Source organism: Chryseobacterium sp. DT-167, from assembly GCF_058310155.1.
This window is the reverse complement of the sequence record NZ_JBZEEQ010000015.1, coordinates 94220-110952: the sequence shown is the minus strand read 5'-3', so window position 1 is coordinate 110952 and position 16733 is coordinate 94220. Positions and strand designations below refer to the sequence as shown.

General features: G+C 33.4%; 11 protein-coding genes and 1 pseudogene. 8 read left to right on the top strand and 4 right to left on the bottom strand.

What is annotated here, in order from left to right; all coding sequences use genetic code 11:
* The 4 genes and pseudogenes from AC4FQ5_RS17740 to AC4FQ5_RS17725 all read right to left on the bottom strand — a co-directional run.
* A pseudogene (locus tag AC4FQ5_RS17740) lies at positions 1–422 on the bottom strand (T9SS type A sorting domain-containing protein); the annotation flags it as partial.
* 320 nt (positions 423–742) lie between these two features.
* Entirely contained in the window at positions 743–3295 is a 2553-nt protein-coding gene (locus AC4FQ5_RS17735) for a S9 family peptidase (protein WP_491145475.1), read from the bottom strand.
* On the bottom strand, positions 3282–4664 hold the full coding sequence (locus AC4FQ5_RS17730; RefSeq protein WP_491145473.1) for a RagB/SusD family nutrient uptake outer membrane protein: 1383 nt from the start codon (positions 4662–4664) through the stop codon (positions 3282–3284). The genes AC4FQ5_RS17735 and AC4FQ5_RS17730 overlap by 14 nt, the downstream gene beginning before the upstream one ends.
* A 15-nt stretch (positions 4665–4679) precedes the next feature.
* Complete coding sequence (locus AC4FQ5_RS17725) at positions 4680–7691, bottom strand: SusC/RagA family TonB-linked outer membrane protein (protein WP_491145471.1); 3012 nt, start codon at positions 7689–7691, stop codon at positions 4680–4682.
* A 635-nt stretch (positions 7692–8326) separates the two neighbouring features.
* Here AC4FQ5_RS17725 and AC4FQ5_RS17720 point away from each other — a divergent pair.
* From AC4FQ5_RS17720 to AC4FQ5_RS17685, 8 genes are all read left to right on the top strand, one after another.
* Entirely contained in the window at positions 8327–8635 is a 309-nt protein-coding gene (locus tag AC4FQ5_RS17720) for a helix-turn-helix domain-containing protein (protein ID WP_491145469.1), read from the top strand.
* Positions 8636–8767: 132 nt separating this feature from the next.
* A complete protein-coding gene (locus AC4FQ5_RS17715) occupies positions 8768–8917 on the top strand; it encodes a DUF3606 domain-containing protein (protein ID WP_491145467.1) in 150 nt (49 codons plus the stop codon).
* A gap of 361 nt (positions 8918–9278) precedes the next feature.
* A complete protein-coding gene (locus tag AC4FQ5_RS17710) occupies positions 9279–10511 on the top strand; it encodes a hypothetical protein (RefSeq protein ID WP_491145465.1) in 1233 nt (410 codons plus the stop codon).
* The gene (locus AC4FQ5_RS17705) at positions 10508–10954 is read left to right on the top strand and encodes a three component ABC system middle component (protein ID WP_491145464.1); all 447 of its coding nucleotides are present in this window, start codon (positions 10508–10510) and stop codon (positions 10952–10954) included. Before AC4FQ5_RS17710 ends, AC4FQ5_RS17705 begins: the two co-directional genes overlap by 4 nt.
* Complete coding sequence (locus tag AC4FQ5_RS17700) at positions 10951–12807, top strand: DUF3732 domain-containing protein (RefSeq protein WP_491145462.1); 1857 nt, start codon at positions 10951–10953, stop codon at positions 12805–12807. Before AC4FQ5_RS17705 ends, AC4FQ5_RS17700 begins: the two co-directional genes overlap by 4 nt.
* A 2-nt stretch (positions 12808–12809) precedes the next feature.
* A complete protein-coding gene (locus AC4FQ5_RS17695; RefSeq protein ID WP_491145461.1) occupies positions 12810–13847 on the top strand; it encodes a nucleoid-associated protein in 1038 nt (345 codons plus the stop codon).
* A gap of 13 nt (positions 13848–13860) precedes the next feature.
* Positions 13861–15138: a phosphoribosyltransferase-like protein gene (locus tag AC4FQ5_RS17690; RefSeq protein WP_491145459.1), complete on the top strand. Its 1278-nt coding sequence runs from the start codon at positions 13861–13863 to the stop codon at positions 15136–15138.
* Between the two features lie 184 nt (positions 15139–15322).
* A complete protein-coding gene (locus AC4FQ5_RS17685) occupies positions 15323–16471 on the top strand; it encodes a reverse transcriptase family protein (RefSeq protein ID WP_491145457.1) in 1149 nt (382 codons plus the stop codon).
* Positions 16472–16733: the final 262 nt, after the last annotated feature.

The following is a 16733-nucleotide window of genomic DNA, read 5'->3' as shown; positions in this document are numbered from 1 at the left end:
TCTCCGAATTCATTGATTCTGATGAGCCAAAAATCCGATCCGCCTTTGGAATCGTCTTTTTTATCTAACCCTTTCCCCGAAAACGAGGTGCCAACTGCTAAAAATCCACCTTCCTGGGTAGCCACAGTTGATCCGATAAAATCATGATTCTGTCCTGAGAAATGTTTTTCCCAGACCTCTTCACCCTGCTGATTGAGTTTAACAAGATGAAAATCGTAACCGTTGTTTTGTTTGTTTTCTGAAGTGATCTTTTTTGATTGAATCGAGCTTCCTGTAATCAAATATTGCTGATCGATAGTTGTGGTCACCTGCGAAAGAAAATCCTGAGTGGAGGATTTGATATCTTTCTGCCAAACCACATCCTGAGCTGAAACGCCCATAACTGTGCATAGGAATAATGCACTCATGTAGAGTTTTTTCATGATTTGTTATTAATTTTATATCGCAAATTTAACTTTTTTTAACAGATATCATTAACTTTTAAAAAGAATTAATATGAGTGTTATCATGTCCGATTTTGCAAAGTTAAGTCGATAAGACGACAAAACTTGACGTGTTTAAAATGATGATGCAACTTATTATAATTTTAAATACATAGACTCCTTTCCCAATTTTTGGATTAACATAAAAATGAAACCTCAGATATGATTGAACTTATATTAGCAGAAAAGTAAATCCAACAATAACATAATCTAACGAATAAAACTTCATAGAATTAAAAAATTAGGAGATGATATGAATACTATAAAGCGTCCTTTTTCGTCTGTCTGCTGATCCATTCCACATCTTTTTTATCTTTAAGAAAATAATCCAACCACTCTGCTGAACGTCTGTGTAGATCCTCTTTTTCTGCCGTACCCATGCTTAAAGAGTGATCTCCTTTAGTATAAAACAATGCGACTGCATTTTTATGATTTCGCTTTAAACCGATGTAAAACTCCTGAGCCTGTTCCCAGAAAATATTTTCATCTTTCTTTCCTGCCCATAGCAGTATCGGTGCGGAAACTTGATCTACATAATAGATCGGATTATTTTTGATATACAGTTCTTTGTCTTGAGAAAACGGACCAGGCATTTCATATTGACCGCTTTCAAACTGCATGTAAAATGGGGTATGAAAGTTTCTGTTATAGGAAAAATAAGATCTTACAATATCACTGTTCCCCGCTCCTGAAATGTAGGTGGCAAAACGATCCGACTGCGTTGCGATAAAATTCGTGATATATCCTCCATGAGAATGCCCGATCAAAGCAATCTTTTTGAAATCCATTGAGCTTATATTTAATAGTGCATCCAAAGCGTGATTGATACAATCTAAAGCTTCAATCCCGGTTCCCTTTTTTCCAAATACAATATCGGGTTCATAGACAAAGTAGCCTTTCTCAATCAAAGATCTCTTATCATATGCAACATAACTGGCATATCCTTTAACAAGGTATTCCTTTGCATACGCTCTTTGATTCTGATACACCTTAACGACCATAGGATATTTCTTCGACGCATCATAATTGAGAGGATAATATAAGGTTCCTTTCAATGGTTGACCTTTAGAATTAGAATAGTTGATTATCTCCTGCTTAAATTGATTTGCAATTTTATCGGTACTGTTAGAACTGTAAATTATTCTTGGATTCTTTCTATTTTGCTGACTGTACAGTTCAGGAGGTTTGTTGTAATTTTCAGTCAGATAAAAAAATTGATTGAACAATGGATTGTATGACAAATCTGACAGTTTATCCTTCGTTTTTAAAATAATGGTTGTCTTTTTCCTGTTTTTTACAACATCATATGTGACCACATTATTTTTTGAATCAATAGTTTTAACCAGCAACGGTTTTTCACTATTTACCGTCTGAGAAGCAAAATGGTATTCGTAAAACTGCCTGTTGATATTAATATTAACCAAGCTGGCTTCTCCTTCTGTTTCCTTCATTCGCATAAGGTTCGATGTTGCAAGATCATATACCCAGATCCCATTACAACTATTAAAATATACAGACCGACCATCTTCTGTGTAAACAGGAGTTTTTAAATCATCCACAGGAATGTACATTTTAGATAAATTTTCGATATTCCATAGTTTCCATTTTTTTCTGTCCTCACTTCCTAAAATAAACTGACCGTCCGGGCTGTAGATCACCTGAGGTGCTTTGTAATCAACTCCGGCAAAATCTCCCAGAGAAGTTTCTTTTGAAGAAGTGATATCATACAGATGAATCTTTATGGTCGGTTTCCAAAACACATAATCTTGACCTTGATGAGGATGGTATCTTAATAAATAGCGGTTATTGGTAAATGCCATAAACATCTCTTCTGAATAATCATTTAATTGTTCAGCAGTTTCGTTATTTAAATTGAGAATATAAAACTTCTTTAAAGTTTTTCCCTGATACACAGATTTGATATTGCTCTCATTGCTGTACCAAATTTCCAACAATTGATTGTCTGCTTCCGTCTTTTTATGCAGACCTAAAAGAAATGAATTGGAGGTACCAATTCTGGACATGGTTAAGTCGGTAAAATCTTTTTCATTACTGAAGTCAAACTCTACAGATTTGCCCGTAACGAGATCAACAATGTGTATTTTGCTTCTCGAAACTTGTTTGTCCCCATCGATATAATGTCCGACACTTTCGTTGATCATAATAACAGTACTGTCATCTGAAACTTTAAGCTGACTGATTGATGCGGACGTACTGAATAATGGAACTATTTCTGAATCTTTGACCCAACTAACTCTACTGATTGAAATATTTTTTTGGCGAATCAAAAAACCTTTTTCTTTAAAAGCCTGAAAGCTTATGACATCCGTAAACCTATCTTTTAAACTTCCTTTTTTGTCATAGATTTCCAAAAAACGACCTTTATAAAATATCGCAAACATTGAATTTCCATCCTTGGGCTCGTTTACTTCAACTTGTATTATATCTTCATACTCCTTTTTTGTTTTCATTTTTAAATCATAAAACCATGCTTTTCCTTCGCCTGATACAAGCAATTTATTTTTTCCTAAAAATTCCACTGAATTTATCTTAGTCAGTGTCAATACAGGCTTTTGAACGAAGTGCCGGTTAAAAACCAGTATGGTATCACTGTTTTTATAATACCATTTTCGTACAGCTACCCACTCCATATCGGTAGATTGACCTGCTATGCTGATTTTGTACTGTTCCGCCGATGCAGAAATGCCGGCGAGTTTAGGCGCCGGCGATTTTGGGATGTTCTTTATTTGGCCACTCATTAATGATGAAAGTATAGCAACCAAAAGCATGATGAGATGTTTAATAGCCTTCATTCTGAGGATCAAGATTTTTATTCAACAGCAGTTCTTTCATCGGAACCGGCCATACTTTATGGAAGGTCTTAAAATTGGGTTTAGACGAAATGAGTTCCGATAAAAGATTTCTTCTTTTCAGATGCATGAATCGATTTCCCATCTCGGTAAAAAATTCTTTTCTGTTTTCTGCTGTAATTTCCTGAAGTGTTTGTTGTTTCGAGAGGCTCAATGGCAATGCAGTTAAGCCCGCTCTTAGTCTTGTCTTATTAATTAATGGAATTGCTTCCGACATTTTATCCTGATTAGCTAAAGATTCAGCCAGCAGCAGATTAACTTCTTCGAGTCTGAAGACAATTGAATACTCCGTACTGTTATTGCTCGTTGCCTTGTATTTTGAGGCTCTGTATTTTGTAACCTGATTAAAAGTTACCCCTGTAATCCACTGGCTCTTCCGAAGATCACCCGCAGTAAAACTGTTGATCAGATCATTGGAAAGTGCATGAATAGATGGCGCGGAATTGACAAAATAATACAACGTCGATTCCTTTGTCGGATCAACAGCATTTTTAGGTTTGAGCTGCCAAAGAATATGCTTTCCGGTTTTCAAAAACACTTTGGAAAGATCGTTCTCAAATTGGTACTGTGGATCAGAAATAATTCCTTTTAAAAGAATTTCAGATTCATTCCATTTTCCTTGCGTCATTAATACTTTGGTCAACATAAATTCAGCAGCCTTCCGATTCAGAACAATTCTTTCGGGTTCTCTGTACTGATCTGATAAGAGGCTGATCGACTCTCTCAGATCGCTTTCCAGTCTTTCTAATACTTCATCAGAAGGGGCTCTGGAAATGGATTGATTGATCTGATAATTGGTCGTGACCGGATAGGCAATATCTCCGAAGGTCTGCTGGAGGTAGAAAAAAAGGACAGAGCGAATCGCTAATGCCTCTCCCTTCAGCCGTTGCTTATTTTGCTGGCTGATTCCTGAAGATACTTCTACCCCTTCTAAAATAGCATTCACCTGATATACTTTCTGGTAAGCGGATGTCCAGTAAGCCAATACCGCACTGTTGTTGTCAGTATGAATATTTTGGTACAGGTCGTATTCTGCATTGGTAATGGAAGATGCAAAATTATCAAGGTCATCGGCATATATTCCCAGGAGAGGCCCTGAACCCTTCGCCCCTCCGGATATCGGAGAATCTTCCCATAAGCCGGCATATACTCCTGCTAACGCAGCGTTGGCGGTCTGAATATCCTCAAATACAAGGTTGGTACTGATTTGATTGGTAGGATCTTCTACCTCAACCAGATTTTCACATGAGATCAGTGACAGGCAGATGCTCAAAGTCACTGCGATGATATATCTATAATGTAAATTTTTCATTGTTCAATATTTAAGTTAAAAACTGATTTGTGCACCCACGGAATAGGTTTTGAGCGGAGGCAGAAAGCCCGATGCCATAAATTCAGGATCGATCCCAAAATATTTGGTTATCGTCAGGAGATTCTGTCCCTGAAGATAGAGTTTCACACTTTTAAAAATCTCTGACTCCAGAGGAAGTGTATAGCCGATCTGAATATTTTTCAATCTGATGAAAGATGCGTCTGAAAGCGAAGCGGTACTGTTTTGGAAATACGTATGCAACGAGGCTTTCGTTCCGTCTGCTCCTGAACTGTACGGCATATATACTCCTGACGGATTGGAAGGTGACCATACATTAAGAACTTCTACAGGTTGATTGTTCATACTTCCGGGCATCAGCATCGTTCTGTTGTAGTTGAAATTATCCCTTTTAACGAATTGAAACAGAAATGAAAAATCCCAGTTCTTCAACCTGAAACTGTTGTTCCAACCTCCGAAAAACTTCACATCGGTATCGCCGATGACTTTATTATCATTCGGTGAGGATATTTTTCCATCGCCGTTGTAGTCCGTAAACTGATACAGACCAGTGGCAGGGTTGATGCCTTCAAACTGATACAGTTTGACGATTGAAGTAGACTCACCGATTACATACCTGTTGGAATAGGTTGATCCTTCCAATCTTGGAAAAGACAACAATTTGTTTTTAGGAAAACTGATATTGAAACTGGTTTCCCAGCTAAAATCTTTCCCTCGGAAAGGTCTTGCTCCCAGTTCAAATTCATATCCGCTGTTTTCAACGGTGGCATCCAGATTAGCCAGTACGGAACTGAAACCTGTGACGGCTGGGAGCTGAATTCCTACTAATTGATTTGAAGAGCGGTTCCTGTACCACGCCGCAGTAAGATTGATAGCATTCTTGAGAAAGCCTAACTCTATCGCCGCTTCCAGCTTGGTTGTTTTTTCCCAGCTGAAATCGGGATTGAAAAGTTTTGACGGAAGCAATCCTGCGGTATTATTGTAGATCAGCGTAGAAACGGTATAATTATCCAGATACTGATAGTCTCCGATATTATCGCTTCCTGCGGTCCCCAAACTTCCCCGTAATTTGGCAAAGCTGATCCATTTTGAGTCCTTTAAAAAATTCTCATTGGTTATTAACCATGCTGCACCTACCGCTCCGAAATTGGCAAAGCGATTATTGGGACCAAAACGGCTGCTGCCATCTCGTCGGCCGGTTAGATTAAGGATGTATTTTTTTTGGTATTGGTAATTAATTCTTCCGAATAAAGCGGCATATCGGTACTCAGCGGTAATCTGATTGCCGATGGTTCTGGTTTTGGCAGCACTGATGTTATTCATGAATAGATTACTGTCAAAGCCTACTCCTACGAGAGAGCCTGAGCTGTTATTCTCGTTTTGTATACTGCTGCCTAGCAGTACAGAGATCTGATGCTTCTCCCCTGTCCTGCTCCACTCCAATTGAGGTTCAAGGATGTAGGAAAATCGGTTTTGATTATTCTTGGAGGTTCTTGAATAAATACTCGACTGTCCTGTGGCGGTTGCCGGATTATAGATCGTATTCGGCTGAAATGCCCATTCTTCAAAGGTATTGTAATTGATCCCTCCGTTCAGTTTGATCCTGAAATCTTTAAGGAGTTCATACTGCATATTAAGGTTGGAGATAAACTGGAGGTTATCATTTTCATAGGTACTGTTATATAGGGCAACCGGATTGTTAAACGTATTGTTCTCCCAGTTCAGGCTGCCGTCATTCTGATACAGCACCGGAGCATTGGGAGATAACAGATAAGCGGGGCGTGAGATGTCCTCACGAATCACATTGTTATCAATCTTTGAAAAAATATTGGACAGCGTCAGCTGAAACTTTCTGTCTAAAGACTGGTGAGAAATACTCCCGTTTATGGTGTTGGTTCTGTATCTGAAATCATCTCTGAAAATAGATCCCTGCTCGGTATGTCCCACACTTAGTAAAAATGAGGTTGTTTCACTTCCACCGCTCAAGGATAACTGAGTCGTATAGGACGAAGCAGTATTTCCCAGAAGGTACTTTGCCCAATCGGTATCCCGGTTCTGATCCCAAGAGCCATTGATATCATAGGCATTGACAGGATACGTGTTGATTCCGTCATTTGTGAAGGCCTGATTTCTCATATCCAGATACTGCGCGGTGTTCATCATCTTCATTCGGGAAGCGACTGAACTCAGTGCATAATTGGTGTTAAGCGTTGTGACCAATCTTTTGGATTTTCCTTTTTTGGTATTGACAAGGATCACGCCGTTGGCTCCTCTTGATCCGTAAATAGCCGTAGCATCTGCATCTTTAAGGATTTCGATACTTTCGATATCATTCGGACTGATGCTGTTTAAAGGGTTGATGCTTCTGGCAGGAAATATGGTTGCCGTGTATAATGATGTCACCGATCCGCCTACCGGAACGCCGTCAATCACGTAGAGAGGCTGATTGCCGTCAATTTCCGAGTTGGTCAGATTTCTAAGACTGTTTCGTCCTCTTATCTGAACATCAAAGCCACCACCAGGCGTGCCTGAATTCTGTGTAATGTTGACCCCGGCCATTCTCCCCTGTGCTGCTGACAGAACATTGGTCACAGGCTGGTTTTCTATGTCTTTTGCTGAAACTTTGGCGATACTACCGGTTCTTTCCCTGTCTTTGACCTTGTAGTAGCCAGCGTTGAGAATAACTTCTTCGATTCCCTTTACTTTTTGTTCTAAGCTGATATTGACGACGGTCTGATTACTTGCTGTGATTCGTTCTTCAGCATAATCAGGATGTCTGAACAATAGGATGGGATTTTCTTCTGAAACCTTTAATGTATAGGTTCCGGTTTCGCCGGTGGTCGTTACCTGATCACTTCCCTCTTGGGATATACTAACTCCCGAAAGTGGTTTGTTGGATGCAGTAACGGTACCGGAAATGGTGCGTGTTTGGGCTTTTGTGTTGGTGCTGACAACGGTCAGCATAAGGCCAAAGAAAATACCTCCTATCTTGTAATAGGAATTTTTCATAGATTTGTAAAAGGTTTTTAATCGTTAAATTAATTACTGATCTGCTCTTTCCCTATGTCGTCAAACTGTATGGGAAGGGGCTTTTTTGTTTTTTTATTTTTTGTAATTAATGTGATGGATTCATCGATGGATAAAAACTTTCCTGATGCCCTTTGGTATGAAAAAGGACTGGTGAGGATCTGTAAGCAGTGACCGCAAGGCACCGGAAAGAATTTAATATGAATGAATCTGTGTCCCGAGTGAGCTATTGAAAGCCGCAATAGGTTGTACCCTCCTATTGTATCGTATAATCTGATACTATTTTTTAGGAAGCGGGCTTAGATTTTAATGTAGAGGTAAGGCGTACAGCATTTGAAAAACAGCGTGAGACTCTACATTATCAGTATTAGAGGTACTGGTATACCTTTGCACAAGATAAGAGAGCCCACGCCTAGGTCGTGAGCTTTCTGCTTATCGTCTTGTGCATTCTAAAATTACCAGTTTTCTAATACAAGATTCTAAGCAATAGCTTCTAATATTTCTTTGAAGTATCGCAAAGTTACATTACTGTAACTTATTTTACAAATATAATAAAAAAATAACAATAACACATATATGTGTTTATGAAAAATATAAGAAAGTCCAAAATTTACTAAATGTATATATGGGAAGTAGATGACTTAAAATTTCAAATTGGAAAAATCTTTCAATTTTACAGGCTAAAGAACAAACTTTCGCAATTACAACTTGGAAATGAGATTAATCTTTCAAGTAATCAAGTGGGTAGAATTGAGAGAGCAGAAACAAATCCTACAGTAGAAAGTATTGTTAAATTCTGTAATTTTTTTAAAATTGATATATTGATTTTATTTACTAAGTTGACTGACATTGATTATGAAAAACTTCAAATTGAAATTAAAGAATTACAAAAAGAATTTAAAAATCATAATAGAAGAAAATCCTAACGAAAGTTGGGATTTTTCATTTTACGGAAAACCGTAATGATATAATATTAAATCTCTTTACATTTACTTTACTGACAAAAAATTATTTATTATGAGTGGCGATTTAAGTAAAAGAAGACCTCAAGATGCAATGTGAACGAAACTTGGGAGCTGGAATACTGGTCAAACAAGTTTGGTGTTAACAAAGAAAAGTTAAAAGAAGCACAGTTAATATTGTTGGAATTGCTGTTGGGGTACAGAAGTGCCTGGGGAAATAATGTAAATTTTATAAGTAAAACTTGACAAGAGTTGGGATTTTTTCTTAAGTATACAAAATTTGTAGTCGTTAATAAATTCAGTGAAAATACTGATATTGGACTTTATAATGGTTTTTATTTTTGTTATTTATGGAAAACCATAAAAATTATGTGAAAAATTAATTATTTTTAATGTTTTAAAATAACCATGATAAAACCGTTACACAAATTTCAATTTATTAGTATTCACAGCAGGCAATATAAATTCTAAATATAACCAGACAAATTTGTATTTAATTTTTCTAGTACAATAATGGAAATTTTATAATTTCATGATACATCTTTAAGGAGTGTATTAATATATATATATATATTAATACACTTACAACTTAATACTATAACTCTCAATGACTGAAATAAATTCTGAAATCTCAAAACACACTGCCGGTTCAAAATTGATTGGGTTTGACTATCAATTTTATTATTTTATGCTTTTAGCACTCGACCTCAAATTCGGGGAGAAGATAGGATTTGAAGTTAAGGATGATGTGCATATCGATAAGGAAGATGGAACAACCATCTTATATCAGGCAAAACATACAGTCATAAAAAACGCAAAGGGCAATCCACAAAATTTAACTGAATTGGATGTGGATTTATGGAAAACTCTAAGCAATTGGGTTGATTTTATTAATGTAGATAAAAGTTCAGACTTTCTTAAAAAACATACATTCATTTTTGTAACCAATAAAAGTGAAAGCAACAATGATTTTATAAGTGCACTTAATTCGTTCAAATTAGATAATAATTTTGATAACATAAAGTCGAAAATAGATGAATTGGGAAACAAAACTCAAGACGAAACACTAAAAAAATACTTGAAAAATGTTTCCAAATTAAGCAAAAGTAAGCTTAGCCTACTTTTAACGAAACTAATGATAGAAACAGATGAAGACGAAATAATTGAAAAGATTAGGAAAAGGATACTTGAAAAATACTATCAAGAAAATTTAGTTGATCCAATCTTTGAAAAATTTTCATCTGAATTAAATTTGTCAAAGTATTTAGATATAAAAGCTGGTGAAAAATTTGAAATATCGGGAGATGAATTTGGGAAACGTTTTGGTAAATGCTTTAAGATTGCTACTCAGATCCGCCCACTGCCTAAAAGAGAATTTCCTGTATTATTACCTGATGATTTAGAAAATCAGATTTTTATAAAGCAATTACTGGACATAGGCGAAATACAAACAGGCTCAAACGATATTAGGAACTACACAACTCAAATGCTTAAATTTTTAAATCATTTCACATATTGGTCTGAGGAAGAAAACTTTATTTTGCTTACAGATATAGAAGAATTCAAAAGTAACAGTATTCAGATATGGATAAATGAATTTAAAGCAAAATACAGACAAATTGAACGTCAAATAAGTAATGGCTCATCTAGTGAGATTTTAGAAGATGATATTAAAAACTTAGGCGTTGAGTTAGTTGACTACATTAGAAAACAGGACTTATCAATACCAGGATTTTCAGCTTTAGGCATTGAATTTAGCAATGGACACTACTATGCTTTATCTGATAAACTTGAAATAGGTTGGCATTTTGATTGGGGCAATAAATACAAGAAAGAATGAAAGAAATCTACTATGTTTATAATAATGAAGCAATTGCAAGTTGCATTTTCTTATCGATATTGAATAAAATTGATACGTTGGATATAGCTCGTTCTTGTTTGGTTTTACCATTCTTATTTGATGATAGAACTGTCAGTTATTTATCCAAAAATCCTGATATCGAATTAGACAATATGATTAAAGAGCAATCAAGACTATTTGCTTCATTCAACAAAAGATATTTATCATTATTACCAGTTACAATAAATTCTTTAACACTTTTAAATACTAGTAATCAAATTAGTATAGGAAATGAAATCGTGGCAAATGTTATATTAGATTTTGAAAATAAAATTTTAGGTAACAGATTCGATAGAATACTGGAAGTTATTCCAATATTTTTGTCATTGATAGAAAAACATTCTACCACTCAACTTTACAAAATCCTAAAAGTACAATTATGAGATTCATACTTCACGAAATAAAACTTTGGTTTAAGGATGAGAATACTGAACCTAAAAATTATAATTTTTTACCTAACAGGGTAAATGTTATAACTGGCGATTCTACAACAGGCAAAACAAGCTTTTGGAATATTATTGATTATTGCCTTTTATCTAGCAAAGTAACAGTTCCAACTGAAATCATAGAAAAGATTTTATGGTTTGGAATTCGTTTTACTATAAATGGCAAAGAAATTTCTATAGTGCGAAAAACACCAAGTAATGGCTCTGTTTCTGCAGATGTTTTTTTCGCTTTAGGTTCTTTTCCAAACAAACCTACAAACAATAAAGAAATCGCAGAAATAAAGGCAATTTTAGATGAAGAATTTGGGATTAGTGATAATTTAAGATTTCCGTTTGGAAAAGGATCAGGAAAAACAACTTTCAATATTTCATACAGACATTTTCTACTATTTAATTCATTAACGCAAACTATTATTGACGCACCAGAAACGTATTTTGACACCACGTTTTATGGAAAAGAAGAATATGATAATGCTTTGAGTCATATTTTTGATTTGGTTATAGGTGTAAATGATATGGAAAATATTAAAGCCATTGAGCGTTTACAGGAAATAGAAAATGGGTTGAGAACAATTCAAAATCAAGAAAAAGGTAATCAAAATAAAATCAAAAATTTTGAAACAGAAATATTCAGTTTGATTGAAAAATGCAAAGCATACAAATTCATTGAATATTCTGACTCTTTCGATAAGGTTGATGATGCAATATCAACAATTAAAGATATTATTGCCAATACAAAAAAGGTTGCAGAGAATTCAAAACTGTTTTCAGAAATTAATATTCTATATAAGAACAAAAGCGATTTATATGCACAGCTTAATGCTATAAATCAGTACCAAAGAGAATATGATTTGTATAAAAAAAATTTGAATAAATCTGCAGATAGCTTACAGCCAATTGAGTTTTTAAATCAAAAGTTATCTGACCAATTAGTAAATTCGTACGAGACAAAGCTATTTGTAGAATCCTTAGAGTCTTCTTTAAAAAATATTAAAGCAAACCTTTCCAAAAAAATCGCAGAACCTTTAAGAGTCAATGGTGATGCAAAGGACTTACGAGTAAAAATTCAAGAAGTTGACAAACAAATAACTCAACTTAACGAGATTAAGAAAAATTATCACTCAGAAGGAGAAAAATTTATTGTGCTTGGAGAAATCAAATATGCGTATGAGCAAATTCTTAAAAAAGAAATAGTTAAGCCCATTGATACAATCAAACTAAATAGTTTGAATGAAGAAAAAGAAAGATTGTTAAAAGTACCACAAGAGACATCAGAAATAAAATTCTCAATGAAAACGCTGTTAAATCAGAGTATTCAACGAAACTTCAACCAACTAAGTTCTTTAGCAAAATACAATAATAGTCGAGTAGAATTTAGTAGTGAAAGAATGATTTTACAACTAATTCCTGATGGAGAGATGTTCCCATTAGATAATGTTGGAAGTGCTTCAAACTATATGTTTATGCATTTATGTCTTTATCTGGGATTACACGAACACGTATTAAATATCGAGCAAGACCATATACCAGAATTCTTATTTATTGACCAACCAAGTACACCATATTACGAGGGAAAAAATGATGATAAAGCAAAACTACTTGATGCTTTTAAATTATTGAATTCATTTGTTGGCTATATCAATGTCGAAAAAAATAAGAATTTTCAAATTATTATGGTAGAACACGCATCCAAAGAATATTGGATAGACAACAACTTATCATACTTTCATACAGTAGATGAATTTATTGATGGGAAAGGATTAATTCCAAATGAGATTTACAATAACTAACTATGCAAAATATAACATTAGGGGAAATTAATAAATTTATAGTCCATTATATTGGAAACAAGAACAATGGAGATGGTGTACGTTTTTCTGATATTCATACTGATTTTGATAATATTGAAGAGCATATCAAACAATTGGCAAATAATAGCTTTAAGTTTGATGAATTATATCACTTCTTTTTTGTTCCAAATTTAGACCTCAACCCTGTTTATCAATTTGTAAGTTCAATTTTTAAAAACAAAGAATCATTTATTGAACAATCACAAAATACAGGTCGATATTTGTATGATAAGAGTACTCATCCACAAATAAAAAGTGGTGAGTTATGTATAATCTATTTCAATGATTGTAAAGTTAATGATGAAATAGTTGACTGTATTGGCATTTTCAAATCAGAAAATAAAGACACGGTTCTTAAGGTAAATAAAAGGGAAAATGGATTTGAGTTGACTGATGAAAAAGGAATAAGCACAAATAAATTAGATAAAGGATGCCTAATCTTTAATGCTGGGAAAGAGAGTGGCTTTTTAATTTCTGTTGTCGACAATACTAATAGAAGTTCAGAAGCACAATATTGGAAAGATGAATTTTTAGGAATTCAGCCAATTAGAAATGATTTCCATCAAACAAATGAGTTTTTAAGTATTGCTAAACAATTTGTAACAAAACAATTAGATGAAGAATTTAAAATCAGCAAAGCAGATAAAATTGATTATTTAAATCGTTCTGTGGATTATTTTAAAAGTCATGGAAGTTTTGATAAACAAGAATTTGAAGAATTGGTTTTTGAAGATAAAGGTTTAATTGAGTCATTCCGAACCTTTGATCAAGCTTATAGACAAGAAAATAAAATAGAACTATATGATAACTTTGATATATCAACGCAGGCTGTAAAAAAACAGGCAAGAGTTTTTAAAAATGTATTGAAGCTAGATAAAAATTTTCATATTTATATTCATGGTAATGCTGACTTAATAACACAAGGAATTGATGAAAATGGAAGAAAATATTATAAAATTTTTTATGAGGAGGAAAATTAATTAATTTTAAAAAATGGGTAGCACATATAAATATACGGAGGATTCAATTCGACAAATTGAGTTTTTAATACCTCGTCTTAAATATTCCTTGTATCCAACTAAAATAATACAGTGGTTAGAAAATTTTGATGGCCCTGATGTGCCTTTCGCTATAGATATTCTTAGAATATTTGAATACATTAGTTTTCCTGAATTCATGTTTCGTTTAGATAGTTTACTAAAAGAGCTACTTAAGAAAATACCCAACGAAGATAAGATAATCATTTTTCCTTATGGTAAAATTGGCAAAAGTGGAACCTTAGTTACTTATCCCCTTCGAAATACATCAGCATTTAAGCGAAGAGAAGCGAATATATTACTTACTCACGATTTTAAATACATAAAAGATTCAGAACAATATAAACATATTATTTTTTTAGATGACTTTATCGGAAGTGGAAAGACTTTTTGTGATGAATTTGAAAGTTCTGGTGTGAAAGATTGGATATTAGATAATAATATTGAGAAAATTTATTTACTTTCTGCAATTATTATGAATGAAGGAAAGAAAAAAATAGAAGGAAATTATTCTAAAATCAAAATTGTTTCAGAAGTTAGACATAAGCTTTTTGATGAAAATTTTTCACCTTACAAAGCATTTTCAAAAAACACATATAAATCTGTCAAAAATATTGTGAATAAGTATGGAAAGAAAATTATAGTAAACAGACCACCAAAGCAATTCCTACCATTTGGATATGGAAACAGTGAAAGTACAATTGCTTTTTTTCATGGTACTCCCAACAATACTATTTCATTAATTTGGGGGAAAACTAAAGAATGGAAAGCTTTATATCCTAGAAAAGTAGATGTAAGAATGTCAGAAGCTCGTGAACTCAAAAAAGAAATAAATTATTACCTGAGTATTTGTGAAAAATTAGGTATAAATATTAATTCAGGTATTAATCTAATTGATAAAATGCCTGATAGAAGGAAAGAGACTACAAGAAGAATGCGTGAACAGAATCAAGCAGCAATTACAGTTCTATTTCTGAAAAATAAAAGCTATGAAAACATTTATGTTTGTCAAATTTTGGGCATTACACGAGAAGAATTAAAATACATTTTTATCGAATTAAGGAATAAGGGTCTAGTTACAAATGACTACAAATCAATAACCAATAGTGGTAAAGCATTACTTTTAGAATTAAATAAGGTTACCAAAAGTGAAAAGATAAGAAATGAGACAGAAAATAATTTAACAATTAAAAAACATTTATATTTGCCACAAATGTTCAAAGGGCTGACCTAAAAAGTTAGCTATGTTATCTGGAAACAGATATTCTCGGTGCCTTGTGCCGAGAGATTTTAAGGATCCTTTAGTACCAATATTGGGCTACATTCTGCTTGAAAAATTATCATTGCAGCCGCCGGATTCCTTCCAATAACAATTCTCCAAGAAGAATACATATCATACACCCAAGTAAGAAGTAACTATGAAGTCATTCCCCTTTGAACAATTTATTAAAAACGCAAATAGTGAAGGTCGAACACAGAATTTTATTGAGGCATGTGTTCAATATGCTCACAATTTAGAAGATAGAGATTATCCAGTTTTTTTTTCAATCCAGCATCTTGCAATGGCTATTGGTATCCAATCAGACTTTTTGACTGCTCTGATTGGTGAAAATGAAAATAGCAGATATTTGTACGAAAATGAAGGAGTTAAGCTCAAAAAATATAATCATTTTTTCATCAAGAAAAAAAGAGGGAGCTACAGAGAAATTATGGCTCCTCACAAGGATTTAAAATATATTCAGAAATGGCTACTATTTAATATTTTAAGTAAAGTTCCCTTAGCAGAATCATGTAAAGGTTTTCGTTCTGGTATTTCAATATATGATAACGCTTCTATTCATAGTAATGCAAAAATAATTTTAAAAGTTGATCTCTTAAAATTCTATGACACAATTACTGAGAAAAGAATTTACGGTGTTTTTGAGAAAATTGGGTATGCCAAAAATTTAGCATATTCATTAGCAAAACTTTGTACCGCAGAACATCATGATAAATATTGGTCTGATTTTAATCAAAATGACAAAAAAATTCTATCCTACTACTTAGAATTCAAACCTCCAATCTTGCCTCAAGGTGCACCTAGTAGTCCTACACTAGCAAATATAGTAGCGACTAAAATGGACAAGAGATTTGAAGGTTTGGGTGAAAAATTAAAATTTTCTTATTCGCGTTATGCTGATGATTTAACTTTTTCAATTAATCATATTGGTACCTTACCTCCTTTAAATCTAATACGAAAAATTATTGAAGAGGAAAATTTCTATATTAATGAGGATAAAATAACTTACATGCATCGTGGCAGTAAACAATATGTTACTGGTTTAACAGTAACAAATGGTGTTCATACCTCTAAAAGATATCGAAAAAAAATTGCTCGACATATCTATTTTTCCAGGAAATATGGTGTAGAAAATCACCTACTAAAAAATATTGAACAATTTCCGACTTATAATTCTCTGAAATTTCATGATTGGCTATATGGTCACATTTGTTTTATACATTCAATAGATAAAGTAGCAAGTCAAAAGTTATTAAATGATTTTAATAAGATAACATGGTCACTCTAAATTTTGTAAGCTAACATTATAAGAATTGTCAAAAATAATAGTTTATGAAAACGAAAAATATTTTTATCATGGAAATCAATGAACTATTTGAAGATTTCAAGAACAATATTTTAAAATTTCAAGTATAATAGAAAATAAAGATCAATTGTAAGAATTTTATAACAAATCACTTCATGAATTTTATAGCCTAATGCCTTATTACAGCTTCGCTTTATATTTTGAAAATTTAAGTTATAATGATTGTGTTGAAGTTAATAGCCAT